This window comes from Parasutterella secunda, from assembly GCF_023336895.1.
In the GTDB taxonomy this organism is placed as follows: Bacteria; Pseudomonadota; Gammaproteobacteria; order Burkholderiales; family Burkholderiaceae_F; genus Aphodousia; species Aphodousia faecalis.
The window spans coordinates 270,375-295,052 of sequence record NZ_JAMBLT010000002.1 but is presented as its reverse complement, the minus strand read 5'-3'; the positions used below and the strand labels follow the sequence as shown (position 1 = coordinate 295,052).

The window sequence follows — 24,678 nt, the reverse complement described above, 5'->3', positions numbered from 1 at the left end:
TGCGGATACGGTTGGATAGCTTCCAACTTCCGACGGCTCTTGTCTACGCCAAAGGCAGCAAAAGTGATTAATTGTGTGGGAGGCGCTTTCTTTTTGTTTTTGGCTTCGCGAGTTTTCTACGATATGCTTTTGGAAATCGGCGCTTAATCGAAAAGATTTTCGCTAAACTACCTCTGTTTGAACCAAACTCAATGAGCAAAAGAAATGTTTGAAATTCGTCCGGCAGAAGAAAAAGACTGCGAATTGGTTTTAAATTTTATTAAGAAACTCGCCGATTACGAAAAGCTATTGGATCAAGTAACAGCGACGGTTGACGATGTGCGTCGAGAATTATTCGGTGAATCGGTGACGGCGCATGCCGTGATTGCCTACGAGGATGACACCCCTGTTGGTTTTGCGCTTTACTTCCATAATTTTTCAACTTTCCTGACCCGCAAGGGCTTGTACCTTGAGGATATATTCATTGATCCGGCCTATCGTGGAAAAGGCTATGGGAAAGCGCTGATGCGTTACTTAGCTGCCTTGGCGGTTAAGGAAAAATGCGGTCGTTTCGAGTGGGTTGTTTTGGAATGGAATACGCCGGCGATCGGATTTTATGAAAAGGTCGGTGCAACGGTTTTGCCTGATTGGAGATTGTGTCGTTTAACGGGTGAGGCGCTTGAGCGTTTTGCCAAAGGTTCATAGGTTGATTATGGCTTCTCAGGTTTTGGCCCGTAAATGGCGCCCTCATGATTTTGAAAGTGTGGTGGGACAAGAACCGGTGGTTCAAGCGCTCACACACGCTTTGCGTGAAAATAGGCTTCATCACGCTTATCTGTTTACAGGCACTCGTGGTGTCGGTAAGACAACGCTTTCACGAATTTTGGCTAAAAGCCTTAATTGTGTAGGACCGGACGGTAAAGGCGGGGTGACGGATCATCCTTGCGGAGTTTGTGAAGCGTGCCGTGCCATTGATGAAGGGCGTTTTGTTGATTACATTGAAATGGACGCGGCGAGCAACCGTTCGGTCGAGGAGATGACCGCGTTGCTCGAGCAGGCAATGTATGCGCCTACCAACGCCCGCTACAAAGTCTACATGATCGACGAAGTGCATCAGCTCACTTCTCACGCTTTCAACGCCATGTTGAAAACGCTCGAAGAGCCGCCGGAATATGTGAAATTTATTTTGGCAACGACAGATCCTCAGAAAGTTCCTGTTACGGTTCTGTCTCGTTGTCTGCAATTTAATCTGAAGAATGTTTCGCCGCAGACCGTTGCCGAACATATGGCACACATTCTGAAGGAAGAAAATATTCAGGCCGAACCCGCCGCTTTGAAGCTTTTGGGCGTGGGGGCCCGAGGATCTATGCGTGACGGTTTGAGTCTGCTCGATCAAGCCATCGCTTTTGCGGGCGATAAACCGATTACTCTTGAGAGTGTGCGGGAAATGTTGGGCATGATGGACAGCGATGTGCTCATCAAGCTTTTGGGTTATCTGGCTGAAGGAAAAGCCCATGAGATGATGCAGGTAGCCGAGCAGATGTCCATGCGCAGTCTCTCGTTTAGCCAGGCGATTCGTGACTTGGCCTCCATTTTGCACAAAATTGCTTTGGCCCAATTTGATGTGGCGAGTATCGCAGCCGATGACATGGATCGTGAGGCGATTTTGACATTGGCACGAACCTTCACGCCGCAAGAAGTTCAGCTTTACTATCAAATTGCTTTAAATGCCAGAGCAGATATGAATTTGGCGCCCGATGAGTATGCCGGATTCACCATGGCGCTATTGCGTATGCTTGCCTTTAAACCGGCTGGCAGCGTACAGGTCAAATTACCTGAACGCTTTAAACCGCAAAGTGCAAAGGAGACAGAACAAGGTGCGGCTCAGATGCCGCCATCACAACCGTCAGCGCAATCTCAGGAGCAAAAGACTGCTCCTGAAACTGAAAAAAAAGCTGACGCAGAACCAGCCCCATGGGAGGAAGCTTCTCTGGGGGAGTCTGATCGGAGCAGTCGCCTTGAGCCGACTCCTCCGCAAAAAGAAGAGAAAAAAGTCTCTGAGCCAAGCGCCATTGAAGAAGACGATCCTCCGTTCGTCGATGACTACGACGAGTATGCTTCTCAGATGCAGGACCCGATTGAAGATTTCGGCTACGTATCAACTTCGGTTGAGCCTTCTTCAGCGGATACGCAAACCGCTGAGGACGAGTCTTTTGCCGATCAGTATGATTACGCCGAGGATTATGATCAGATTCCCGAATTTACAGAAGTCGGCAAACGTTGGTACGAGAAGCTTCGCTACACCTATCCTGCAACCTATGCCAAGGATATTTTGGAGCGCAGTGAATGCGTTTCGATAGAAGGTGATCTGATCAAACTGCGTATAGATCCGCTCTATGAAAACCGGCTGAAAAACCAAAAAGCGATGCTTTCGGTTCAGCGAATTGTGGATCCGCTTTTTGGCCGCCGGATGCGTTTTGAGTTTGAGTTGGAGACGCCGCGCTCACGCACTATCAGCCAGGAGCGTGCCAGGTTGAAAAAAGAGCAGAAAAAGGCTCAAGAGGCTGAGCGCAAAAAGAATAAATTTGTCACAATAACCGACGAGGCTGAGCGAAAGGAAGCGATCGAAGCGCTTAAGCGAACGCCGTTGGCGAGAACCGTCATGCGACGCTTTAACGCTCGCATTGATCCGATGTCGGTAAAAAAGAAAGTTTCTTAACCTATTGATAAAAAGAAAGGAAAGATTATGCGTGGAAACATGGGAGCGCTTTTAAAACAAGCCGCACGAGTACAGGAAAATATCAAGCGTTTGCAGCATGAACTTGAGCACCTTGAAGTGACGGGCAGCGCAAGCGGCAATCTCGTTCAGGTGACGATGACCTGTAAGCACGCACTGAAGTCTGTGAAAGTGGATCCGAGTTTATTGCAGGAAGACGTGGACATGGTTGAAGATTTAATCTTCATGGCCACAAAAGATTGCTTGGATCAGATTGAAAAAATCACCAAGGAAAAAATGGCAGCGGCAACGGCTGGAATGCCCCTTCCACCGGGAATGTCCTTTTAAGGATTAATGATGCCAACGCTAAGTCCCACATTAGATGACCTTGTGGATGCGCTCAAGCGTCTTCCCGGTTTGGGGCCGCGTTCGGCTTCCCGTATCGCCGAACAACTTCTGTCGGATGACAGACGCCAAGCGGCGAAACTTTTAAAAACGCTTGAGCGGGCTGTTAAAACCGTCAAGCACTGTGAACTCTGCAACACACTTACCGATGAGGTGGTTTGTCCGATTTGCGCGGATGCGTCTCGGAATCGCACGAAGATTTGCATCGTAGAGACGCCGGCAGATCAGCGGGTGATTGAAGAAACCATGGCGTATCGGGGACTTTATTTTGTTCTGATGGGCCTAATTTCTCCTGTAAAAGGCGTCGGGGCAGAGGACATCAATATGCAAAAGCTTCTGGAGCGCGTAAAAAAAGATAAACTCGTGCGTGAGGTACTCATAGCGACACCCTTTACACCGGAAGGGGATGCCACGGCGCACTTTATCGCTAAAGCGATGGCTTCAGTTGCTCCCCAAATTCGAGTTACTCGCTTGGCCAGAGGCATTCCGGCAGGAGTTGAGCTGGAGTACACGGATGCCAACACCATTGCCGGAGCTATTTTTGGCCGCCGGTAAAAAATGAGGCAAAGAGGATAGAGATTATGGCTAAAGAACATGTCAAAGCGGCACTTTTAGAGGCGCGATCTGCGCTAGATGCTTTAATTGAAGCCGATCAGACTCAAGAGGCCATTGTTCGCGCCTCCGAATTAATGGTTGAGGCGATCCGCAGTGGCGGGAAAATTTTGTCCTGCGGCAACGGTGGTTCCTTGTGTGATGCTATGCACTTTGCCGAAGAAATGACCGGGCGCTTTAGAAGTGATCGTCCGGGTTATGCAGCCATAGCTATCTCTGATCCGTCTCATATGAGCTGCGTGGGAAACGACTACGGCTATCATGCTGTTTTTTCCCGCTATGTTCAGGCGGTGGGTCAAAAAGGCGATGTGCTTTTAGCCATCACTACTTCCGGCACAAGCGGCAACGTTCTTGATGCCGTTGAGGCAGCTCACGAAAAAGGAATGAAAGTAATCGGTTTAACCGGCAAGGTCGATAGTCCCTTGGCTCAAAGGGCGGACGTGGCCATTGTGACGCCGGCAGGCCGTTGGGCTGATCGTGTGCAGGAATTGCATATCAAGACGATTCATATCATGATCGAGTTGGTCGAACGTCAATTAGCTCCACAAAACTATATCTAATCTGAACCTTTAGTTTTCGAGTCGGTTACTTTCTGGGTTTGAGAAGCCACGGGGCGATCTTTTTGAGTTCAGGCGTAATTTCGTTATTGAAGATCTCTCGCGAGACTTCTCCAACTCGGGATATCAAACGTTGAGATTCATCGGGTCGGGCGACCAAATAAAGTGGGCGAGAGAGCTCTGGTGCAGGCAACGGTAAAACGATAACGTCTTTTGCTTTTTCAGGGTTTTGCAAAATGGCTAACGCTCTCGTAATGGTCCATCCAATACCATTAGCGACGAGTGAAAGCATAGTACTGGTGGAATCAACTTCAATTCGAGCCGGGATATCCAGGTGCAGCAGACTGAGATAAGTGTCATTCAGGCGTCCTGCGCCACCATCACGAAAGTATTGCAAATAGGGAAGACCGCAAAGTTGGATTTCATCCCAAGTCCATTTTTTGGAATGACCGGCAGCAAATTTGGCTGGCATTAATAATACAGAACGTTCCTCAAAAACTTTAAGTCGCGTTAAGCCCTGCATTTCAGAAAAAAGATCACTGACAAAAGCAAAATCAATTTCTCGATGCTGTAGCGCACTGATAAGTGTTTGGGAAGTGCCTGTGACGGCTAAAACACGGGAGGCCTCTTGTCTGACATTCGCAATGAAGGACGGCAAAAAACACTTTGCCAGGCTTTCAATAGTTCCAACCCGAAATTCCGGTCGTAAGAAAGCACCTTCTCGAATTTCGCCGGCCGTTCTCTCCAAAGCTTCACGGGCAAGCTTTGCTTGATGCATCAAAACGGCCCCTTCTTTTGTCAGATCGATCGGTCTTTTACTTCTATCAAAGAGATCCACACCGAGATTGTTTTCAAGTCTCTGTATCTTTTTTGTGATTGCTGACTGCGTCAAGGCTAATTTTTGAGCGGCCAGTGAAAAACTACGGGTGTCACACAGTGTCAAAAAAACATCGAGATCATTATGAAGTAAGGACATATTTCTTTGCGATCTTTTATTCCTAGATGGAATAAATAATAATACAGTCAAGAATGTAATTGGCGAGTCTAAAGATTAATAAAGACAATGACTATAAAAAGATGGAGATAAGCCAATGAGTATGAAACGCATTATTGAACTTCAGGATTTATTGGATGATCCTGCGGTAAACGGACAGACAGTTGCCGACTATCTTCGCTCATACGGAGCGGAAAATATTCAGATTAAAACGCTGACCGGAGAGAAAGGTTCAACTGATTTTGTCAAAGTTTTAATCCCTGGCTCTCGAGGAAAATCCTCGGGTGGAGATTTTCCCACGCTAGGAATTGTCGGACGACTGGGTGGCCTGGGGGCAAGGCCTGAGCGCATCGGTTTTACTAGTGACGGCGATGGAGCATTGGCCGCCATGTCAGCGGCTGCAAAATTGGCTCAAATGCATGCCAGAAAAGACGTACTTGAATGTGACGTGATTGTCACAACACACATTTGTCCGCACGCACCGACTCGTCCTCATGATCCTGTGCCTTTTATGGATTCGCCTGTGACAAGCCAAGAATGCAACACCGTTGAAGTTGATGAAGCAATGGATGCCATTCTTTGTGTGGATACTACCAAGGGCAATCGCATCGTTAACGTAAGCGGTTTTGCGCTGACACCTACGGTTAAGGAAGGTTACATTTTACGTACAAGTGAAAAGCTCCTTTCTTTGATGGAAATCGCTACAGGGCGCTTGCCGGTAGTACTGCCGCTTACGCAACAAGACATTACGCCATATGGCAACGGTATTTATCATTTGAATTCCATTTTGCAGCCCAGTGTTGCAACCTCTTCACCTTGTGTCGGTGTGGCCATTACAACGCAAACGCAAGTTCCTGGTTGCGCCACAGGGGCAACGCATCTATGTGATATCGATGACACTGTGAGATTTTTGATCGAGGTAGCAAAGGTCTACGGTCCCGATCAGAGTCTGTTTTATGACTCTGAAGAGTATCAGCGATTAGTTTCAATGTACGGTTCGCTGAAACAATTTCAAACTTTTGGAGAGCGCTCATGACATTCTCAATGATTGGTGCGACCGTTATTGTTATTTTGACGGTTGCTGCATTGCTCAAACGCTATGAGACTCGGCTAGTCCTCATTACGGCCGGTCTTGCTATGGGCATCATCAGTTTTGCTCCGCATATTGCGCTAGCAAATATGATGAAAAATATGACCAACGCATCCATGATTTTGGCTATTTGCTCCTCGTTGGGTTTTGCGGCGGTTGTATCAATGACTCGTTGCGACGTGCATTTTGTGGCTTTATTGGTTAAACCTTTAAGAAAGTTAGGCTTTTTCTTATTGCCGTTTTGCATGCTTATTGCCTCATGCGTTGCTATCGCCATTCCGTCTGCCGCGGGCTGCGCAGCTGCATTAGGTCCTACCATGATTCCTTTGATGGTAAGAGCGGGCTTTAAGCCCGCCATTGCCGGTGCGGCCATTATTGGCTCCATTATTCCTTCCGCTTTATCGCCTGGATCGAGTCACAATGTTTGGGTAGCAAAGATTTCCAACATGGAAGTGATGGATCTTATCGTTCAATTCGCACCGAAAATCCTCACTCTTTGTGCTTTAAACATCATCATGGTGACGGCTATGATTTTTGTTTTCCGTGATTTTAAGAAACGCACGGAAGAACAAAATGATGAAGTGTTTGAAGTGGCTAGCGACTCTCGCGGTGAATTGCCCGATCGCGTCAATATTCTCTATGCGATCGCACCGATTCTTCCGATCGTCATTTTGATGCTTGGGGCGACCTGTGTTCCGGCTCTGAAAATGGGCGTGGCCGAAGCGATGATTTACGGCACGATCTACACGTTGATTGTGACGCGTGCCAATCCGGAAAAAATTACCAAAGAGTTCTTCGGCGGTATGGGTAAGGGTTATGCCAACATTCTCGGCATTATCGTTGCAGCCGGCTGCTTTGCCGGTGGCTTACAGGCCGCTGGTGTGATCGATGCGTTAATCGTTCAATTGAAAGACTCTAAAGAAATCGCCGCCTTGGCTGCCAATTTCGGTCCGTTCCTTATGGGGGTGTTAACGGGATCAGGTGACGCTGCGGGACACGCATTTAATCAGGCGGTTACTCCCTATGCGGCAGAATTTGGCATGAAGGTACCGAATCTTGGTGTTGTTGCCTCTTTGTCTGGCGCCTTAGGTCGTATGTGTTCCCCAATTGCGGGTGCAACACTGGTTGTTGCCGGCATGATTAAGGCCAGTCCCCTTGAAGTCTCTAAGCGCATGGCAATCCCAATGATTGTCAACGTGATTTTGTTGGGCTTTATCTTCGAACTTTAGACAGGATTTGGAAAATGAGTGAACATCATTACAAAGATCAAATGGTCAAAGACCGCCGTTGGCTTCATGAACATCCAGAAGAAGGGTGGTGTGAATTTGAAACAACGTACTTTATCGTAAAGCGTATCGAAGAGTTGGGGCTTAAAGCACTCTGTGGTATCGAGGTAATTGAGCCAACAGCGGTTATGGGTAGAAATGAAGAAACGGTTCAAGCCGCACAAGCTCGTGCGCAAGAGCATGGTGTGCCTGCTGAATTTTTAAAACGTCTTGGCGGTTACACGGGAGCGATGGCTGTTTTGGAAACGGGGCGTCCAGGACCCGTGACGGCTATTCGTGTGGATATTGACTGTTTGCCGATTGAAGAAACAAATGATCCAAAGCACGAAGCCAATCAAGGTCATTACCGTTCAATCTATCCCGGTTTTTCCCATGCTTGTGGCCACGATGGACACACGGCTGTTGGGTTGGGTGTGGTTGCATGGCTAGCGGATAACAAAGAACACTTGAATGGGACGGTTAAAGTTCTGTTTCAACCGGCTGAAGAAGGGGTTCGCGGTGCGGCAGCGATGGCAGCTAAGGGCATCGTTGATGATGTTGATTGGTTTGCCGGGGCTCACATCGGATGCTCAGCTCGTTTAGGGCAAGTTGGTGTTTCACACCACGGCTACCTTGCTACAACCAAGTTCGACTTGGAATACGATGGCATTCAGGCTGCAGCGGGTTCTCCGGAAAACGGCAGAAGTGCTCTCATGTGTGCGGCAGCAACGTGTATGTCTTTAGGGTCTCTTCCGGGCCACAGTAAAGGCATTACACGAGTGCAAATCGGTAAGTTGATTTCTGGTGTCGGTCGCAATATTGTGGCGCCTCATGCCTATATGCAGTTGGAAGTTCGTGGTGAAAGCACGGAAATCAACGACTATATGGCCGCCAATGTTGAGATGACGGTTAAGGGAATGGCAGCCGCTTACGGAGTGCAATACCGCTTAACCCGTATGGGTGAGGCAGTGACCTACAAAGGTGACGAAGAAGCGGTGGAAGCCGTTAAGCAGGCTGCTCGCACTGTCGAGGGTGTCGACTCTGTGGTTGACATGAATGCGAAGGTTGGGAGTGAAGATTGCACCATGCTTATTCGTCGAGTTCAACAGCACGGCGGTAAGGCAGTCTTTTTCTACTACGGTTGTAACCATCCGGGACACCACCGGGGGGATTTCTGTATTCAGGATGAAGTATCCCTGCCCATCGGTTGGGGAGTGTTTACGGGATTCATTAAAGGTCGAAACAGCTAATGTGACCTAATTGACAACGATCCTCCTCGGCGTAATGCCGAGGACTCTCCACAGGCCGACATGCGCTGCCCACGCCCCCGAACGATAATGGCTGGTGCAGTCATTATCATTAATGTGAACTTTTATTCACATTTTGGTTAAAATTACTAAAAATTGAAGTAAACTACACATTATTGATAATTTATCAAGATGTTGTACTTTACTTCAATTTTTTTTGTGCTATGAAAAATTTTGTCCATGCCAACGCATTAAAACTTGAAGAGATTGGAGAGCGTATCCGCCTTCGTCGCAAAAAATTGAAATATACATTAGAAGATATCGAGAAAGCGACAGGTATAAGTCGTAAGACGTTGATTAAGTTAGAAAAGGGAGGGGATGTCCGCTTTTCTACACTGACAACAGTTCTCAGCATTTTAGGTTTGACATTGGATTGGTCAGATCAAACTAAGTATATGTTTAGTGATCGGCTTGGAGACAGAAATGACGGTTGGTACTAAATGCTTTTTGTGGATGGGGGAAAAAAAGGTAGGAGAGTTTGTATGTAATTCACAATCGAACCAAAATGTTTTCCGCTATTCAGATAGCTGGGTTAAGGATTCGTCTTTTTTCTAAAAATTGATTTTGCGGTAAAATAAGCGGCGTTATGAAGGGATGCCTGAGCTTAAGTTTTGGCTCGGGCTTCTTTGTTCCCTGTTGAGAGAGAAAGAGAAAAATACTATGGCGATTCCCATTACTGTACGTGGTGCCGAATTGTTGAAGGCCGAATTAAAACGCTTAAAGAGTGTGGAGCGTCCTGCGGTTGTGCAGGCGATTAAGGAAGCCCGTGAAAAAGGTGATTTGTCTGAAAACGCTGAATACGATGCTGCAAAGGAACTTCAAGGGCATATTGAAGGCCGTATCGCGGAGTTGGAGGGTAAATTAGCTTCACTGCAGATCATTGACCCGAAGGAGTTGGACGCCGGTGGTCGTATTGTTTTTGGCGCAACGGTTGAATTGGAAAATCAAGATACGGGTGAAGTGGTAACTTATCAAATCGTCGGTGACGATGAGGGCGACATCAAACGTAATTTGGTTTCGATTTCCAGTCCTATCGCTCGTGCATTAATCGGTAAGTTTGAAGGCGATGAGGCTATCGTGCACGCCCCGGGCGGTGATCGCGCATACGATATCTTGACAGTTCAGTATATCTAATCGAATACTGAAGCCGAGGATTTAAGCTCGGCTATCGAAGATAAAAGGCTCGAACTTTGGTTTCGAGCCTTTGTCGGTTTAGAGGTTGGCGTAAGCCTTTTTGGTCGTTCGACCTTTAGCTTGTGCGCGGGTTTTGCGGTGAGCCGTCGGACCGCCGCGCATGCCGCGTCGGGCTTCAGCCATTTTGCGACGCTTGGCCCGTTCAGCTTCTTCTTTTTGCTTTTCGGGGTTTGGACGCCACAAAACCAAGAGCTTGCCGATCATTTGAATTCGAGCGGCATTTAAGCGGTCGGCGATTTCGTTATAAATTGCCTCGCGCTCTTCACGTTCATCGCCGGGAACGCGAATTTTGATTAATTCGTGAGCCAAAAGAGCGCGGTCAATTTCTTTTAAAACCGCGTCAGTGAGGCCATTGGCACCCAATAACACAACAGGATCGAGTCCGTGAGCCTGTCCACGAAGTGCCAAACGAGTGTCGCGGTCAAGTAGAAGTTCAGCCATAATACGGTTTGAGTTGATAAACAAAAATTTAAAAACGACGAATTTTATAAAAAAATCATGCCAGTAGCAACAAAGAAACTGCGTTCCAATCGCGCTTGGATTGAGCGCCACATTAATGATCCTTTTGTGAAGCGTTCACGCCAGGAGGGCTATCGCGCCCGCTCGGTTTATAAACTTATTGAGCTCAATGAGAAGGAGAAGCTAATCCGTCCGGGAATGTGTGTGGTGGACCTGGGAGCCGCTCCCGGCAGTTGGACGCAGGTGGTTCGTGAAAAATTAGCCGGTAAAGACGGAGAAGTTCGCGGCACGATCATTGCCATGGATATTTTGCCGATGGATCCCATTGACGGTGTGACGTTTCTTCAGGGAGACTTCCGTGAGCAGGAAGTGGCTGATAAATTAACCGAAATTATCGGCGATAAACAGGTCGATTTGGTGCTCTCCGACATGGCTCCGAATCTTTCCGGTATTGCGGCAGCCGACGCAGCCCGCTGTTTGCTTTTAAATGAGTTGGCTCTTGAGTTTTGCTTGGAGCACCTCAAAGATAACGGAGTCTTTGTGACCAAAGTATTCCAAGGTAGCGGTTTTTCGCAATATGTCGAGACGCTCAAAAAGCACTTTAAGACCGTTTTGACCCGTAAGCCTGAAGCTAGCCGGGATACATCGGCTGAAGTTTACATGGTGGCCAAACACATAAAGAAACGCTGAGAAAATTCTTGTTAAAAAGGATGAAAAACATTTCCAACTCAAGGAATTGTCGGTATCCTTAACAGTCTGGAATTTGCATCCGGAAAATAGCGTTATCAGAAGAGGCGAAGGAGCCTGAAAATTGAATAGAAATTTCTTTAATCGTATCGGTATTTGGATCATTTTAGCGCTGGTGTTTTTCACGGTGTTTCGGCAGTTTGAGCCTGAAACATCGACCATGGCGACCTCAACGAGCTACACGCAGTTTATGGATGACGCCAAGGCGGGCAAGATTGCTCGTGTGGACATCAAAGGTCGTGAAATCACCGTTACTCCGGTTGAAGGACAAAAATATGTCATCACGAGCCCGGGTGACTTGTGGATGGTGGATGACTTGAGAAAAGACGGTGTGCAGGTGTATGGAACGCCGGAGGAAGAGCCGTCTTTCTGGATGACAGTATTGATTTCTTGGTTCCCGATGTTGCTTTTGATCGGCGTGTGGGTGTTTTTCATGCGTCAGATGCAGGGTGGCGGCAAAGGCGGAGCTTTCAGTTTCGGTAAGAGCAAAGCCAGAAAACTCGATACTTCCAACAATAAGATCACCTTTGCGGATGTCGCCGGTTGTGATGAAGCCAAGGAAGAAGTGCAGGAAGTGGTTGACTTTTTGCGCGATCCCTCGAAATTCCAACGATTGGGCGGTCGTATTCCGCGCGGTATTTTGTTGGTGGGCAGCCCCGGTACCGGTAAGACTCTTTTGGCTAAAGCCATCGCCGGTGAGGCGAAAGTGCCGTTTTTCTCTATTTCCGGTTCAGACTTTGTGGAAATGTTCGTCGGTGTTGGCGCGGCTCGCGTTCGCGACATGTTTGAAAACGCCAAGAAGAACGCTCCCTGCATCATCTTCATTGATGAAATTGATGCGGTAGGCCGTCAACGTGGAGCTGGTTTAGGGGGTGGCAATGATGAACGCGAACAAACCTTAAACCAAATGCTTGTCGAAATGGATGGCTTTGAAACGGGCACCAATGTGATTGTGATCGCAGCCACCAACCGTCCTGATGTGCTCGATCCTGCGCTATTGCGTCCGGGTCGTTTTGACCGTCAGGTGGTGGTGCCTTTGCCTGATGTTCGCGGTCGTGAACAAATTCTCAATGTCCACATGAAGAAAGTGCCCGTTGGCCGTGATGTTGATCCTGAAGTCATTGCACGCGGAACGCCCGGCATGAGCGGTGCGGATTTGGCCAATTTGGTTAATGAAGCCGCACTTTTTGCCGCTCGTCGTGATGCCAAAGTGGTGGAAATGGTTGACTTTGAGCAGGCTAAGGACAAGATCCTCATGGGGGCTGAACGCCGCAGCATGGTGATGAGCGAAGACGAAAAGAATACGACGGCTTATCATGAATCCGGTCACGCTGTGGTGGCTTGGATGCTGCCAAAGAGTGATCCTGTGCACAAGGTGACGATTGTGCCCCGTGGCCGCGCTTTGGGTGTGACAATGCAATTGCCGGAAAAAGATCGTTTCAATTATGACGACGTTTACCTCACTTCCCGTCTGGCGATTATGTTTGGCGGACGTGCGGCCGAAGAAGTGTTCTTGAATCAAAAGACAACCGGTGCGTCAAATGACTTTGAGCGCGCCACCCAGATGGCTCGCGATATGGTTACCCGTTACGGTATGAGCGATGCCATGGGTGTCATGGTCTATGCGGAAAATGAAGGCGAAGTGTTCTTGGGTCGTTCTGTGACCCGTACAACGCACGTTTCTGAAGCTACCATGCAAAAGATTGACGCCGAAGTGCGCCGTATTTTGGAAGAACAGTACGCACGTGCTTGCGACATTCTTAAAGCTAATCGTGAACGTGTGGAAGTGATGGTTCAGTGTTTGATGAAGTGGGAAACACTTGATGAAGATCAGATCACTGACATCATGGAAGGACGAGAAGTTCGTCCTCCGAGACCGGGAGCTTCTGCCAAGGCCGATCAAGAACGTCAGGCACAACCGGAAATGAAACCGGTTGAAAATGAAGCGACGCCGCAAGTTCAAGAAAAAGATAACAACGATCAATCGGGTCAATAACCGATTTAAAGAAAAACAGGGCCGGGAGCAAAAACTCTCGGCTTTGTTTTGACAGACAAAAAAGTACAGCAGCCATGTTCTTGGGTTTACTTTATGCCGTGATTGCCTGTGCGATCTGGGGGCTGATTTATATCTTTCCTTTGATTCTGCCTGAGTACGATCCGGTCATGATTGCCTCAGCCCGCTTTGCCGTTTATGGAATGGCATGCCTGCTTTTTGTTCCTTTCCAAATCAAAGAACTGAAAAAACTAACCCGCAGTGACTGGTTCTTTGCCATGAGACTCGCCTTTTTCGGCAGCCTCGTCTACTACTGGTCTTTGGTGACCAGTGTACAGCTCTCTGGTGCGCCGATTGCCGGGATGTTGATGTGTTTAATTCCGGTTTTAGTGGCGGTGGTTTCTAATTTACGAAATAAAAAAAAGGGCGCTAATGTTCCTTGGAGTCGTCTGATTTTGCCTTTGGGACTGATTTTATGCGGGATGGTTGTGGCCAATTGGACAGAGTTTTACTATGCCGTTCATGAGCAGGCCGCCACCCCTTTACAATTTTGGATCGGTGTAGGCTGTGCGGTTCTTTCTCTGCTTTTGTGGACTTGGTACCCGATTCGCAATGCCGATTGGTTATTGGCTAATAAAACAAAGGGGCCTAAAGTTTGGGCTACGGCGCAGGGCTTGGCTATTTTGCCTTTCACCTTACTGGGATTTGTGTTCGTGAGTATGTGGCTTGAGCCGCCGCAGGTTGGTATGTTGGGACCTAAACCGTTGAAATTTGTGGCGGTCATGTTGGTGGCAGGTATCGTGTGTTCGTGGGTAGGCGCGGCGTTCTGGAATGCTATGAGCGAGCGGCTTCCGACGGCTTTGGCAGGGCAGCTCATTGTATTTGAAACGATTTTTTCAGTGATTTATGCATTGATGTGGCGGCAAGCCTGGCCCACATTATCGATGAGCATCGGTATGGTGATGCTTCTTTTAGGTGTTCTGGCTGCGTTGCGAGTTTTTCGTAATGTTAAAGTCTAACTTTTGGCTAATGGCTTTTTTTTGCCATAATGCGACTGTTGAACCATTTTTCGCGGATTTTCCATGACGACATTTCTTTGGCATGACTATGAAACGTTCGGGCTAAGCCCGAGTCAGGATCGACCGGCTCAATTTGCGGCTATTCGCACCGATGACAATCTTAATATTGTTGAAAAACCGATTTGCCTGTACTGCAAACCGTCGATGGATACCATGCCCAGCCCTCAGAGCATCAACATAACAGGTATTTTGCCTCAGTATTGTGAGCAACACGGTTTAATTGAGGCAGAGTTTGCCCGATTTATCCACAAGGAAATGATTCGTCAGGACACAATCAGCGTCGGCTACAACTCCATGCGTTTCGACGACGAGGTCTCCCGATTTACTTTTTGGCGCAATTTTCTTAATCCCTATGACAGAGAGTATGACAACGGGTGTTCTCGCTTTGACCTTTTTCCTTTAGTCGTTGCGACTTGGGCATTGAGACCACAGGGGATTCATTGGCCGCTTACCGATGAAGGGGATCGACCGAGTTTTAGACTTGAAAAATTGTCTCAGGCCAATGGATTGACCCATGAACATGCCCACGATGCATTAAGTGATGTACAGGCAACCATTGAAATGGCCCGATTGATCCGAGAAAAACAGCCCAAACTGTGGGAGTTTGCTCTTAGAAATCGATTTAAAAATTCGATTGTAGAGATGATTCGCAGCGGTAAGCCACTGCTGTGGGTGAGTCCCATGCACGGAATTGAACGGGGATATATCCGTTTGGTTCGAGCGTTGGGAACGCTGCCCGGCAGAGCCAATCATGTGTTGATGTGGGACCTCAGTGAAGATCCTCGTGAATTGCTGACATTGAGTGCCAAAGAGGTGCGAGATCGCGTTTTTGTTAAAGACGAGGAGTTGCCTGAAGGTAAGAATCGTCTGCCGATTTTTGTTTGCAAAATTAATCAGTCGCCGTTTATTGTGAATCATTGGGGCGTGCTCAGTGAGCAAAGGGCTCAGGAGTTTGGAATCAATAAAGCGGCCGCTCTTCAAAATGACGCTCTTTTGTTACCTCATTTAAATCAGCTGATGGGATTGTGGGCTGAAGCTTTTGAAGAAGATGAGAAGAGTTCGGAAACGACTCCCGATGTTGATGCAGGGTTGTATTCGGGAGGTTTTGCCTCTTTTAATGATAAAAAATTGATTTCGGCGGTTAATCGTTTATCACCTGAAACCCTGGCCGAGTGGGTGCAAGAGGGGCGTTTTGCTTTTGAGGACAAACGATACGAGGAGTTACTTTTCCGATTTAGGGCAAGAAATTGGCCGCAGATTCTGACGCAAGAAGAAAAGAATCGCTGGCACGCATTGCGAGAGGAACGTCTTATGCAAGGAGTGGGCGGCGCCAGAACACTTGAGACTTTTGCTCAAGAAATCGAAGAAATGGCAGAAAGCTGTGGTGAGGAGCCCGATGAACGAATGGAAAATATTTGCGGGGCGCTCTACGACTGGATGGAGATAGTCGGTAATTCGCTGGATGATGTATAACGTAAGCTAATTTAACTTAAATCGGTTTAACGTAAATATCATTGACGTTAATAGGACTCATGTTGAAATTTCCGTAAAAATAGTAAGAGTTTGCAAGCGTTTTTATGGAAAAGTAGAGGAAATTTCAGCGTTGCGGACCTTTTGGGGGAACTGTTAAAAGTCAGAATGTTTCTCAGATGGTTAGTGTCATTTTGCGAAGCGCCGTTAAGTGTTTGCGGCGCTTCGCAACTTCAAATTAATAGGTGTACTTTTCAGCTCCCTTCCAAGCCGGTGTATAGGCTCCCTTATAGGCTTTCATCAAAGTCGTAGCTGTCTCGTGGGTTTGATAGGCCTGGACAACTTTTTGGTAGATAGGATTATCTTTATCGGCTTCACGCGCAGCAATAATGTTGACAAGCTGAGCGACCTGAGGGTTGGTGCTTGGATTTAAGTCTTCAGAAAAAATAGAGTCTGAAAAAGCGTCAAGACCGGCTGTATAGGCATTTCCGCCGTTGATGATGGCCGCTGCGACATCGGGTAATAAGCGAGCGAGGATGCCGGATTCAGCTTCACGGATTTTAATTTTGACTTTGTACTCGGTGATGTCCAGTTTAGTTGGCACGTAACCTTTCGTTGGGTCAACTTTGATGAGACCTGCGGCCTCTAAGAGTTTGATAGCTCGACCGCCGTTGGTCAGATCCGAGGGGATTGCGATGATATCACCGTCTTTGAAGTCGCTCAGTGACTTAATTTTTTCTTTGTTGTTATAGATTCTCAAGGGAGTCAGAAGCGTGTCGCCTATTGAGACGATCTTGTAGCCGTTTCTTTCAATGTCATTGGCAAGATAAGCTTTGTGCTGAAAGGCGTTTAAATCAATTTCCCCGTCAGCCAACGCTCGGTTAGGCGTGGCGTAGTCACTGTATTTGATGAGTTTTACACGGATTTTTTCCGGCGCTAAAAGTTCATTGACAGTATCCCATTGCGCGACGTAGTCGCCGACAACCCCAACTGTCACCTCTCGGAATTCTTCGGCACAGGCAGAAGAAAAAGAACCCAGAGAAAAGGCGGCCACACATCCAGCGGCTACCAAAGACTTTAAAAATGTACGTTTATTCATGATGATCATCTCCAAAGTAAAAAGTTAGTGAGAAGTTTTGCGGATAATCCATTGACCGAAACACTGCACAATCGTGATGACAGCTAAAATGATGATGACGGTGAGCCAAATCATGTCACGGTAACCCATTTGGTAACCATAGCGAATGGCAAAATCACCAAGACCACCGGCTCCGATTGCGCCGGCAATGGCGGTGATACCAATAAAGCTCACAAAAGTGATGAGGGTGACGCGAGTGATGCCAGGGATGCTTTCTCTTAAGTAGACACCAAAGACGATTTGCGGGATGGAAAAGCCCATGGCCTGGCTCGCTTCAATTAGACCATCGTCCAGATCGCTTAACACGGATTCAATTTGACGGGCAAAAAACGGAACTGTGCCAAAAACCAGTGCGACGAAGGAGCCGGTGACGCCGGATCCCGTACCCACTAAAAAGCGACTCAAAGGAATCAAAAGAACGATCAGAATGATGAAAGGGATCGAACGGATAATGTCGATACTTTTGTCAAAAAATAGGAAAAGCCAACGTTTCTCCCACAGACCGTCTTTTCGAGTAATGACTAAAAGGACACCGATTGCAACGCCTAAAAACCAGGCAATGGTGCCGGAGACGGCGACCATGGTTGCGGTCTGCCAGAAACACTCAACAAGTTCCGGGCCGAGTCTTTCAATATGCGGTAAAAGAAAGGCAATAATGTCGTTCATCTGAGGACCTCCACACGGACTTTTTGTTCAATTAAAAAGGCTTTGGCTTGAGTGATTTTTTCTGCCTCACCTTCTATGGCTACGCCGAGTTTGCCGACGATGCATTCCTTGAAATAGTCGATATTTCCGTAAATGATGTTGGCTTTGACTTCAAAGCGCCGATAAAGTTCACTCATTAAAGGTTCTCCGGCGACGCTGCCTCTGTAGGTCAGAAACCAGACCGGCTGATCTGGGTGGATACCGGTGATGGAGCTATTTAATCGGATGAGGTCGTTGAAAGTCTCAAAGTTATCGGCTGCTTGGATAAAGCTTTTGGTAATCGGTGCCTGAGGATTGCTGAAAATATCAACGATATTGCCTTTTTCTACGACTTGGCCGTTTTGCATGACGGCTACTCGATCACAAATTTCTTTGATGACTTCCATTTGGTGGGTGATTACAACAATGGTCAGTCCAAGTCTGGCGTTGACTTCCTTTAACAGTTGCAAAATCGAATGCGTTGTCTGAGGATCTAGGGCGCTTGTTGCTTCATCACACAGAAGAACTTTAGGGTCATTGGCAAGGGCCCGTGCAATGGCAACGCGCTGTTTTTGCCCACCGGAAAGTTGTGATGGATAATTTTGAGCCTTATCGATCAGGCCGACCAATTCGAGCAACTCATTGACCTTACGAGCCCGATTTTCACTACTTAGGGCTGTCAGCTTCAGGGGAAGTTCAATATTTTCAAAAACCGTGCGGCTTGGCATGAGATTGAAATGTTGGAAAATCATGCCTATTTTCTGGCGCAGTTGCCTGAGTTTGAGACCGCTGTAATTGGTGATGTCCTCGTTGTCAATCGTAATCCGTCCGCTTTGAGGCTTTTCCAATAAATTAATGCAGCGAACAAGAGTGGATTTACCGGCGCCGGAAAAACCGATAATGCCGAAGATTTCACCTTGTCGAATTTCTAAACTGACGTCTTTGACGGCTTGAACCGTTTTTCCACCAATTTCAAAAGTTTTGTTGATATGTTCCAGTTTGATCATTTCTTATCCTTCAGTCACACCGAATGCGAAATGCATCAAACTTTTTTGAGCGTCTAATCAACGGTGTCTAACGGTTGATTTCTCATAACCAAAAAATTTGGTGTGACGTTTTAATTGTTTAAGTGAAGGGGAAGAAATATCGTTCGTTATGAGACCTTCCGAACGATACTTGAGCGGAGCGCGGTGCTCCGAAGGTCCTTAGAGCACCATCGTCATCATGCACATTCGCATTTCAAAAAGACGCAAAAAGCATCGAACCGAAGACTCGGCCGAAGCGAAGCGTACATTTTGAAGTGCCTGTTGCATGGTGTTTCCTATGCTCTAAAAATTGAAATCTCGAAAGAGACGGATAAAGGTTAGAGGAATTGAAAGCAATATTCAAGGGGGTAAGGTACAAAAATTTTGCCCACTTGAGCAGTTTGGCCTAGTTTTCAAGGAAAACCTTTAGGTAGTTATACCGAGAGTATTGGCGGCAAGATGGATCCATTTCGTGGACCAACCAGCTAAACAAAACGAAGCAGTAGGTGTACATCTTTTTAAAATATTTCATCAATTCGGAGTTTTCTTTTGAATCCTTGCGGATAGCGAAAGGCATCATTTGCCCCGTATTTTCTATGGAAAACGGGAAAAGCAGTTCTTCCTGAAAAGAAATTGCGATATGCTCGAGACAGATCCTTCATCGATTGCTGCAGGCACTGGGAATAGCATTCTGAGAGCCACAGCATCTCAGGATCTTTTTTCCAATCAGGCAATAAAGCAGAAAGATTCTTATAGGAGGGATGTTTGCCGGTTTTGTTCTCATATTGCTCTTTAGCCCAACTTAATCCTTTGTTGTAGACGAAGCGGCAGCAACCGGCAAAGCGCGACATCAGACGGGCTTGCCGACCGTTGGGTTTGAGTTTGAAGAGAAAACCTTGGCGGAACAACATGAGACATGATTTTACGGGAATTGAAAACAATTTTGCCCCAAAATAGCCTCAACGTAGCCAATTGACATTGGCGTTCCTTATATCCTCGGCATGAATGCCGGGGCTTTACGGAACTCTCGGTAATTTTTCACGTTTTTTCTGAATTTGATAACAAAAAGCCCCGATTGAGTCATTTCTCAGATCGGGGCGGTGGAAATTAACTAGTGATTATTTTTTCATTCGGTTTTCTTTTAATCCGACAGACAGGTTAAAGACCGGATGCTCTTGCGTATGATCTTCGCGGTCGGCCACAAAGTAACCTGTACGTTCCAATTGGAATTTTTCGTCAGGTTGAGCTTGGGCTAAAGCGGGTTCAATATAACCTTCCACAACCTTGAGGCTGTCAGGATTTAAAAGCGTGCGATAGTCCGCATCAACGGCATCCGGTTGAGGCACTGCAAAGAGCCGATCATAGAGTCGGAACTCAGCCTTAACAGCCGTCTTAGCATCAACAAAATGGATTGCAGCTTTTGTCTTAACCGTTTCAGAACCGGCACTGCCACTCTTCGTTTCAGGCAGGTAGCGGCAGTGAACGGCAACGACTTTACCGTTTTCATCCTTGTCAACAGAGGTCGGCACAACCACGTAGGCGTAACGCAGACGTACGGGTTTGGCTTCCGAGCCGTCAGCCGGAATTGTCAAACGACGATAACCCTTGGGAGGCACTTCTGCAAAGTCGCTTTCATCAATCCACAATTCACGCGAGAAACTGAGTTCTCTCGTACCTAATTCGGGTTTTTGCGGATGATTAGGAGCCGTCAGCGTTTCCGTTTGTCCTTCCGGATAGTTGTCGATAATGAGCTTTAACGGATGCACCACACCGATGCGGCGCATTGCACGGCCTTCCAAATCCTCACGCAGACAAGCTTCAAGCACCGAGTAATCAATCAAGCCGCCAGCAACGCGGGATACGCCGCAGCGTTCAGCGAACAATTGAATGGCTTCAGGCGTATAACCTCTTCTGCGTAAGCCGAAAATGGTGGGCATACGAGGATCGTCCCAACCGTTCACCAAATTTTCTTTCACCAATTGAATCAATTTACGCTTACTGACCACCACGTGCGAGAGGTTTAAGCGATTGAATTCATATTGGTGAGACAACAAGAAGAAGTTCGGGCGAACCACATCAAGTGCGGCTTGTAAAAGCGGCGTGTAGTGTTCCGGTTGCGTTAAAAGCAAAGCCCAGAAAGCTTCAGCACGAATACCCAAAACCTTTTCAGGTCCTAAGTTGTCGTTCCATGCGTCAAGAATTTCAGCCAAGGCTTTTTCCGGGCCGCTTAAACCCAATTTTTCACGGTGCTGATAGCAAGCACGCATGAAAGCTAAGGCTCGGTCATCTTCCCCCTTACTCATTTTGAGTAAGATTTCTTTGGCTTCTTCAAATTGAGGCGCGCGCAATACGGGGATGGAACGCTCCAAAGCCCAGTCGTAGAAGGCGCGTTGATCTTCAAATTCAAGCGTGCAGATTGAGTGCGTGATATTTTCTAACGTATCTTCAATCGGATGGGCAAAGGTGTACATCGGGTAGATGCACCACTTGTCACCGGTACGGTGGTGTTCAGCAAAACGGATACGGTAAATGGCCGGGTCACGCAGGTTGATGTTGGGGCTGGCCATATCAATCTTGGCGCGCACCACCATGGAGCCTTCGGCATGTTTGCCTTCCCGCATTTCGCGGAAAAGACGCAAGTTTTCTTCAATCGGACGATCGCGATAGGGCGAATTCTTGCCCGGTTCGGTGAGCGTGCCGCGATTGGCGTGCATTTCTTCGGGAGTTTGCTCATCAACGTAAGCAAAACCGGTTTTTACCAGATGTTCGGCGCAATCGTACATCCATTGGAAATAGTCACTGGCAAAGTAAAGATTGTTCTCTTCACCGTGCTTCCAATCAAAACCCAACCATTGAACGGATTCTTTAATGGAATCAACATATTCTTGGTCTTCTTTAACCGGGTTCGTATCGTCAAAGCGCATATGGCAATAGCCGCCGTAATCACGGGCTAAACCGAAATTCAAGCAGATGCTCTTGGCGTGACCGATGTGCAGATAGCCGTTTGGTTCCGGCGGAAAACGCGTGCGAATGCGTGCAGGGTCTTCAACGCCGGTTTGTGCCTGAATGCCGTAAGGAGCGGGGTGACCGCACCACAAACGCGGGCGATTGGCGTTGCGAGCCAAATCTTCATCAATAATGTTTCGAATAAAGTTGGTGACCTGTGCACCGTTTTCTTTGGTTTCCGTCGTAGACATACGATTGTTTCAAAAATAGCGATAAGAAATTTCTTATTTTAAAACCTTTCGGTATTTTTTGTTTAAAAACAATGACGGCTTCTTCCCTCTGTTTAACGAGGATGAGAAGCCGTATGTTAAAAAGGTTTAAAAAGGGTGTTCAACTTTTTGAAAAGTTTAAGTTTTTAGATGCTGGCAATCATCGTCCCATCTTTTGAATATGGATAATGTGCTCCTCTGAGCCGCTACAGTTGCCTTTTTTCTTTAAAGTTGAGCCGCAGGATGAGCAGGAGCCGCCACAGCCGCTTCCGTCGCGGTTTTTAATTTTGAAAACGATTACCCACACTACCGTAAGTAAAATCAAAATCAAAAGTAACCAGCTGATGCCATTCATCATTATCCCTTTTAAGAACGATTCTCAATAATTAATATCCTAGCATCATTCCGAGAAGTCGGACAATGAGGGCAACAATCCAGGCGATAACGCACTGGAATACGGCAACACCAATAGCCCACTTACCGCCCAGCTCACGATTGATTGTCGCAATGGAGGCTACGCAAGGGGTGTAAAGCAGACAAAATACCAAAAGGGTTAAAGCTGTCAGAGCGCTGAGCGCAGCAGTCAGTGCCTCAGTGGAACCGAAAAGTACGGAAAGACTACTGACGACACTTTCCTTGGCCATAAAGCCGCCGATTAGAGCAGTGGTGATTCTCCAGTCATCAAAGCCCAACGGAGCGAAAACAGGGGAGATCCAACCGGCAACCACCGCCAAAATACTTGTTTGAGAGTCTTCCACTGGATTGAGTTGAAAATCAAAGGTCTGCAAGAACCAAATGACAATGGTGGCCACAAAAATCACGGTAAAGGCTCGTTGCAGAAAGTCTTTTGCCTTATCCCACAACAAAAGCATGACGTTTTTTGCACCCGGCATACGGTAGTTCGGCAATTCCATGACAAACGGAACCGCTTCACCTTTGAAAAGGGTGTTTTTCATCAATAAGCCTAAAAGGATCGCCACGGCAATTCCTAAAAGGTAGAGACCGATCATGATCAGGGCACCGTTTCCCGGGAAAAACGCAGCGACAAAAAACGCGTATATCGGCAATTTGGCTGAACAGCTCATAAAGGGGGTGAGCAAAATAGTCATTTTGCGGTCACGCTCCGAAGGCAATGTTCGGCTAGCCATCACACCAGGCACGGTGCAGCCGAAACCGATCAGCATCGGCACGATGCTTCGTCCGGACAGTCCGATTTTTCTCAAAAGCGTATCCATGACGAAGGCAACACGGGCCATGTAGCCGCTGTCTTCCAAAAATGAAAGGAAGAAAAAGAGAACCACAATGGTGGGTAGGAAACTGAGCACACTGCCCACGCCATTGAAAATGGCATCAATAATCAGTGAATGAATGGAGGCATTGACCTGAAGTGTCGTCAACAGGGCATCCGTATAATCCGTGGCGCACCCAATCAGCCAGTCAAGTGCATCATTGAGCCATACACCGATCACATTAAAGGTGAGCCAGAAAACCAAAGCCATGATGGCAATGAAGGAAGGAATGGCTGTGTATTTGCCCGTCAACACTTCATCGATTTGAAGGCTGCGAATGTGTTCACGACTCACACGTGGTTTTACCACCGTTTGGCGACAGACCTTATCAATAAATGAAAAGCGCATGTCGGCGATGGCGGCTGCGCGATCCAGTCCGCGTTCGGCTTCCATCTGCTTGACAATGTGGGCCAAGGTTCGTTTTTCATTGATGTCTAAATCGAGTTGATCAATGATGAGCGTGTCGCCCTCGGCAATTTTGCTAGCTGCAAAACGAAGGGGAATATTGGCTTTTTGTGCATGATCCTCAATGATATGCATGATGCTGTGCAGACAACGGTGCACGGCACCACCATTATCTTTGGAGTCGCAGAAATCCTGAACCGCGGGAGGCTCTTGAAATTTGGCAACGTGCAAGGCGTGGTCAATTAATTCTTCAATGCCTTCGCCTCGGCTTGCAGAAATTGGCACCACCGGCATTCCAAGAAGCGCTTCCATCTCATTGACACGAACCGAACCTCCGTTTGCCCACACCTCGTCCATCATATTAAGTGCGAGCACCATGGGACGGCCCAACTCCATCAGCTGCATGGTCAGATAGAGGTTTCGTTCAATATTGGTCGCATCAACAATATTGATGATGGCTTTAGGATTTTCCTTCAGAATAAATTCACGCGAAACGATTTCTTCGTTTGTGTAAGGTGAAAGAGAATAAATGCCCGGCAAGTCCGTCACCAGTGTTTCATTGTGGCCGATGATGCAACCGTCTTTTCGGTCAACCGTGACACCCGGGAAATTGCCTACATGCTGATTGGAGCCGGTTAAGCGGTTAAAAAGGGTAGTTTTCCCGCAATTTTGGTTGCCGGCTAAAGCAAAAGTGATGGTTTCGCCTTCTGGAAGCGGGTGCTCGTGTTCCTTGACATGATACTTACCGCCTTCGCCATAGCCCGGGTGCATGATTTCTTCAATTTCAGCTCGCGTTTCTTTTTGAGGCAATTCATCCCGAATATCGGTGATAGTGATTGCTTGAGCTTCAGCGACACGAAGAGTGAGTTCGTAGCTTCGAATTCTCACTTCAATGGGGTCGCCCATTGGGGCGCGTTTGACCATTGTAACCGTTGCCTGGGGGATTAAACCCATATCAAGGAAATGCTGACGGAGGGCTCCAGTTGCTCCGACTGATTCAACGGTTGCGCTTTGGCCGATAGGAAGATCATTTAAGGTAACGGGCATCTTTTATT

The 24,678-nt window shown here is 47.4% G+C and carries 21 protein-coding genes and 1 pseudogene; 14 read left to right on the top strand and 8 right to left on the bottom strand.

All coding sequences use genetic code 11. From position 1 onward, the window contains the following. The first annotated feature begins 204 nt into the window (after positions 1–204). Genes M3080_RS04025 through lpcA form a run of 5 tightly spaced genes read left to right on the top strand, consistent with a single transcriptional unit; the run spans position 205 to position 4,272 of the window. A complete protein-coding gene (locus tag M3080_RS04025) occupies positions 205–684 on the top strand; it encodes a GNAT family N-acetyltransferase (protein ID WP_022473324.1) in 480 nt (159 codons plus the stop codon). Positions 685–691: 7 nt separating this feature from the next. Beyond that, the gene (gene dnaX / locus M3080_RS04020; RefSeq protein ID WP_249092001.1) at positions 692–2,698 is read left to right on the top strand and encodes a DNA polymerase III subunit gamma/tau; all 2,007 of its coding nucleotides are present in this window, start codon (positions 692–694) and stop codon (positions 2,696–2,698) included. A 27-nt stretch (positions 2,699–2,725) separates the two neighbouring features. Next, the gene (locus M3080_RS04015; protein WP_022473327.1) at positions 2,726–3,043 is read left to right on the top strand and encodes a YbaB/EbfC family nucleoid-associated protein; all 318 of its coding nucleotides are present in this window, start codon (positions 2,726–2,728) and stop codon (positions 3,041–3,043) included. 9 nt (positions 3,044–3,052) lie between these two features. Next, complete coding sequence (gene recR / locus M3080_RS04010; RefSeq protein ID WP_249092000.1) at positions 3,053–3,655, top strand: recombination mediator RecR; 603 nt, start codon at positions 3,053–3,055, stop codon at positions 3,653–3,655. Positions 3,656–3,681: 26 nt separating this feature from the next. Beyond that, positions 3,682–4,272: a D-sedoheptulose 7-phosphate isomerase gene (gene lpcA / locus M3080_RS04005; protein ID WP_249091999.1), complete on the top strand. Its 591-nt coding sequence runs from the start codon at positions 3,682–3,684 to the stop codon at positions 4,270–4,272. 25 nt (positions 4,273–4,297) lie between these two features. Here lpcA and M3080_RS04000 read toward each other — a convergent pair whose 3' ends face one another. Continuing rightward, positions 4,298–5,245, bottom strand: a complete 948-nt coding sequence (locus tag M3080_RS04000; protein WP_249091998.1) for a LysR family transcriptional regulator — start codon at positions 5,243–5,245, stop codon at positions 4,298–4,300. 115 nt (positions 5,246–5,360) lie between these two features. Here M3080_RS04000 and M3080_RS03995 point away from each other — a divergent pair, with 115 nt between their 5' ends. From M3080_RS03995 to greA, 5 genes are all read left to right on the top strand, one after another. Continuing rightward, complete coding sequence (locus tag M3080_RS03995; protein ID WP_249091997.1) at positions 5,361–6,299, top strand: DUF1177 domain-containing protein; 939 nt, start codon at positions 5,361–5,363, stop codon at positions 6,297–6,299. Then, entirely contained in the window at positions 6,296–7,582 is a 1,287-nt protein-coding gene (gene dcuC, locus M3080_RS03990; protein WP_249091996.1) for a C4-dicarboxylate transporter DcuC, read from the top strand. Before M3080_RS03995 ends, dcuC begins: the two co-directional genes overlap by 4 nt. A gap of 14 nt (positions 7,583–7,596) precedes the next feature. Continuing rightward, positions 7,597–8,868: an amidohydrolase gene (locus M3080_RS03985; RefSeq protein WP_249091995.1), complete on the top strand. Its 1,272-nt coding sequence runs from the start codon at positions 7,597–7,599 to the stop codon at positions 8,866–8,868. A gap of 221 nt (positions 8,869–9,089) precedes the next feature. Continuing rightward, a complete protein-coding gene (locus M3080_RS03980; RefSeq protein ID WP_249091994.1) occupies positions 9,090–9,365 on the top strand; it encodes a helix-turn-helix domain-containing protein in 276 nt (91 codons plus the stop codon). 220 nt (positions 9,366–9,585) lie between these two features. After that, positions 9,586–10,059, top strand: coding sequence for a transcription elongation factor GreA (gene greA / locus M3080_RS03975; RefSeq protein ID WP_022472388.1), 474 nt, complete (start codon positions 9,586–9,588; stop codon positions 10,057–10,059). Between the two features lie 99 nt (positions 10,060–10,158). Here greA and yhbY read toward each other — a convergent pair. Next, positions 10,159–10,560 (bottom strand): annotated as a pseudogene (yhbY, locus tag M3080_RS03970) (ribosome assembly RNA-binding protein YhbY); the annotation flags it as partial. A gap of 57 nt (positions 10,561–10,617) precedes the next feature. Here yhbY and M3080_RS03965 point away from each other — a divergent pair. The 4 genes from M3080_RS03965 (at position 10,618) to sbcB (ending at position 15,870) form a co-directional block, all read left to right on the top strand. After that, the gene (locus M3080_RS03965; protein ID WP_022472386.1) at positions 10,618–11,268 is read left to right on the top strand and encodes an RlmE family RNA methyltransferase; all 651 of its coding nucleotides are present in this window, start codon (positions 10,618–10,620) and stop codon (positions 11,266–11,268) included. A gap of 121 nt (positions 11,269–11,389) precedes the next feature. Beyond that, positions 11,390–13,321, top strand: a complete 1,932-nt coding sequence (gene ftsH, locus M3080_RS03960) for an ATP-dependent zinc metalloprotease FtsH (protein WP_283162528.1) — start codon at positions 11,390–11,392, stop codon at positions 13,319–13,321. 74 nt (positions 13,322–13,395) lie between these two features. Continuing rightward, positions 13,396–14,337: a DMT family transporter gene (locus tag M3080_RS03955; protein WP_249091993.1), complete on the top strand. Its 942-nt coding sequence runs from the start codon at positions 13,396–13,398 to the stop codon at positions 14,335–14,337. 63 nt (positions 14,338–14,400) lie between these two features. Continuing rightward, positions 14,401–15,870 (top strand): exodeoxyribonuclease I, encoded by a 1,470-nt coding sequence (gene sbcB / locus M3080_RS03950; RefSeq protein ID WP_249091992.1) that lies wholly within the window; start codon positions 14,401–14,403, stop codon positions 15,868–15,870. Positions 15,871–16,105: 235 nt separating this feature from the next. On the opposite strand, the gene M3080_RS03945 is transcribed toward sbcB, so the two are convergent. The 6 genes from M3080_RS03945 to feoB form a co-directional block, all read right to left on the bottom strand. Next, entirely contained in the window at positions 16,106–16,966 is an 861-nt protein-coding gene (locus tag M3080_RS03945; protein WP_022473790.1) for a MetQ/NlpA family ABC transporter substrate-binding protein, read from the bottom strand. A 24-nt stretch (positions 16,967–16,990) separates the two neighbouring features. Beyond that, the gene (locus M3080_RS03940) at positions 16,991–17,671 is read right to left on the bottom strand and encodes a methionine ABC transporter permease (RefSeq protein WP_249091991.1); all 681 of its coding nucleotides are present in this window, start codon (positions 17,669–17,671) and stop codon (positions 16,991–16,993) included. Continuing rightward, positions 17,668–18,696 (bottom strand): methionine ABC transporter ATP-binding protein, encoded by a 1,029-nt coding sequence (locus M3080_RS03935; RefSeq protein ID WP_249091990.1) that lies wholly within the window; start codon positions 18,694–18,696, stop codon positions 17,668–17,670. Before M3080_RS03935 ends, M3080_RS03940 begins: the two co-directional genes overlap by 4 nt. A 536-nt stretch (positions 18,697–19,232) precedes the next feature. Further along, complete coding sequence (locus M3080_RS03930; RefSeq protein WP_249091989.1) at positions 19,233–19,625, bottom strand: RNA-guided endonuclease TnpB family protein; 393 nt, start codon at positions 19,623–19,625, stop codon at positions 19,233–19,235. A gap of 207 nt (positions 19,626–19,832) precedes the next feature. After that, positions 19,833–21,911: a glutamine--tRNA ligase gene (locus M3080_RS03925; RefSeq protein WP_022473786.1), complete on the bottom strand. Its 2,079-nt coding sequence runs from the start codon at positions 21,909–21,911 to the stop codon at positions 19,833–19,835. Between the two features lie 404 nt (positions 21,912–22,315). Beyond that, complete coding sequence (gene feoB, locus M3080_RS03920; RefSeq protein ID WP_249091988.1) at positions 22,316–24,670, bottom strand: ferrous iron transport protein B; 2,355 nt, start codon at positions 24,668–24,670, stop codon at positions 22,316–22,318. Positions 24,671–24,678 lie beyond the last annotated feature (8 nt).

Excerpts from the sequence above, each read along its gene's own strand:
- M3080_RS04025 (WP_022473324.1), top strand. The coding sequence starts at position 205 with ATGTTTGAAATTCGTCCGGCAGAAGAAAAAGACTGCGAATTGGTTTTA.
- dnaX (WP_249092001.1), top strand. The coding sequence starts at position 692 with ATGGCTTCTCAGGTTTTGGCCCGTAAATGGCGCCCTCATGATTTTGAA.
- M3080_RS04015 (WP_022473327.1), top strand. The coding sequence starts at position 2,726 with ATGCGTGGAAACATGGGAGCGCTTTTAAAACAAGCCGCACGAGTACAG.
- recR (WP_249092000.1), top strand. The coding sequence starts at position 3,053 with ATGCCAACGCTAAGTCCCACATTAGATGACCTTGTGGATGCGCTCAAG.
- lpcA (WP_249091999.1), top strand. The coding sequence starts at position 3,682 with ATGGCTAAAGAACATGTCAAAGCGGCACTTTTAGAGGCGCGATCTGCG.
- M3080_RS04000 (WP_249091998.1), bottom strand. The coding sequence starts at position 5,245 with ATGTCCTTACTTCATAATGATCTCGATGTTTTTTTGACACTGTGTGAC.
- M3080_RS03995 (WP_249091997.1), top strand. The coding sequence starts at position 5,361 with ATGAGTATGAAACGCATTATTGAACTTCAGGATTTATTGGATGATCCT.
- dcuC (WP_249091996.1), top strand. The coding sequence starts at position 6,296 with ATGACATTCTCAATGATTGGTGCGACCGTTATTGTTATTTTGACGGTT.
- M3080_RS03985 (WP_249091995.1), top strand. The coding sequence starts at position 7,597 with ATGAGTGAACATCATTACAAAGATCAAATGGTCAAAGACCGCCGTTGG.
- M3080_RS03980 (WP_249091994.1), top strand. The coding sequence starts at position 9,090 with ATGAAAAATTTTGTCCATGCCAACGCATTAAAACTTGAAGAGATTGGA.
- greA (WP_022472388.1), top strand. The coding sequence starts at position 9,586 with ATGGCGATTCCCATTACTGTACGTGGTGCCGAATTGTTGAAGGCCGAA.
- M3080_RS03965 (WP_022472386.1), top strand. The coding sequence starts at position 10,618 with ATGCCAGTAGCAACAAAGAAACTGCGTTCCAATCGCGCTTGGATTGAG.
- M3080_RS03955 (WP_249091993.1), top strand. The coding sequence starts at position 13,396 with ATGTTCTTGGGTTTACTTTATGCCGTGATTGCCTGTGCGATCTGGGGG.
- sbcB (WP_249091992.1), top strand. The coding sequence starts at position 14,401 with ATGACGACATTTCTTTGGCATGACTATGAAACGTTCGGGCTAAGCCCG.
- M3080_RS03945 (WP_022473790.1), bottom strand. The coding sequence starts at position 16,966 with ATGAATAAACGTACATTTTTAAAGTCTTTGGTAGCCGCTGGATGTGTG.
- M3080_RS03940 (WP_249091991.1), bottom strand. The coding sequence starts at position 17,671 with ATGAACGACATTATTGCCTTTCTTTTACCGCATATTGAAAGACTCGGC.
- M3080_RS03935 (WP_249091990.1), bottom strand. The coding sequence starts at position 18,696 with ATGATCAAACTGGAACATATCAACAAAACTTTTGAAATTGGTGGAAAA.
- M3080_RS03930 (WP_249091989.1), bottom strand. The coding sequence starts at position 19,625 with ATGTTGTTCCGCCAAGGTTTTCTCTTCAAACTCAAACCCAACGGTCGG.
- M3080_RS03925 (WP_022473786.1), bottom strand. The coding sequence starts at position 21,911 with ATGTCTACGACGGAAACCAAAGAAAACGGTGCACAGGTCACCAACTTT.
- feoB (WP_249091988.1), bottom strand. The coding sequence starts at position 24,670 with ATGCCCGTTACCTTAAATGATCTTCCTATCGGCCAAAGCGCAACCGTT.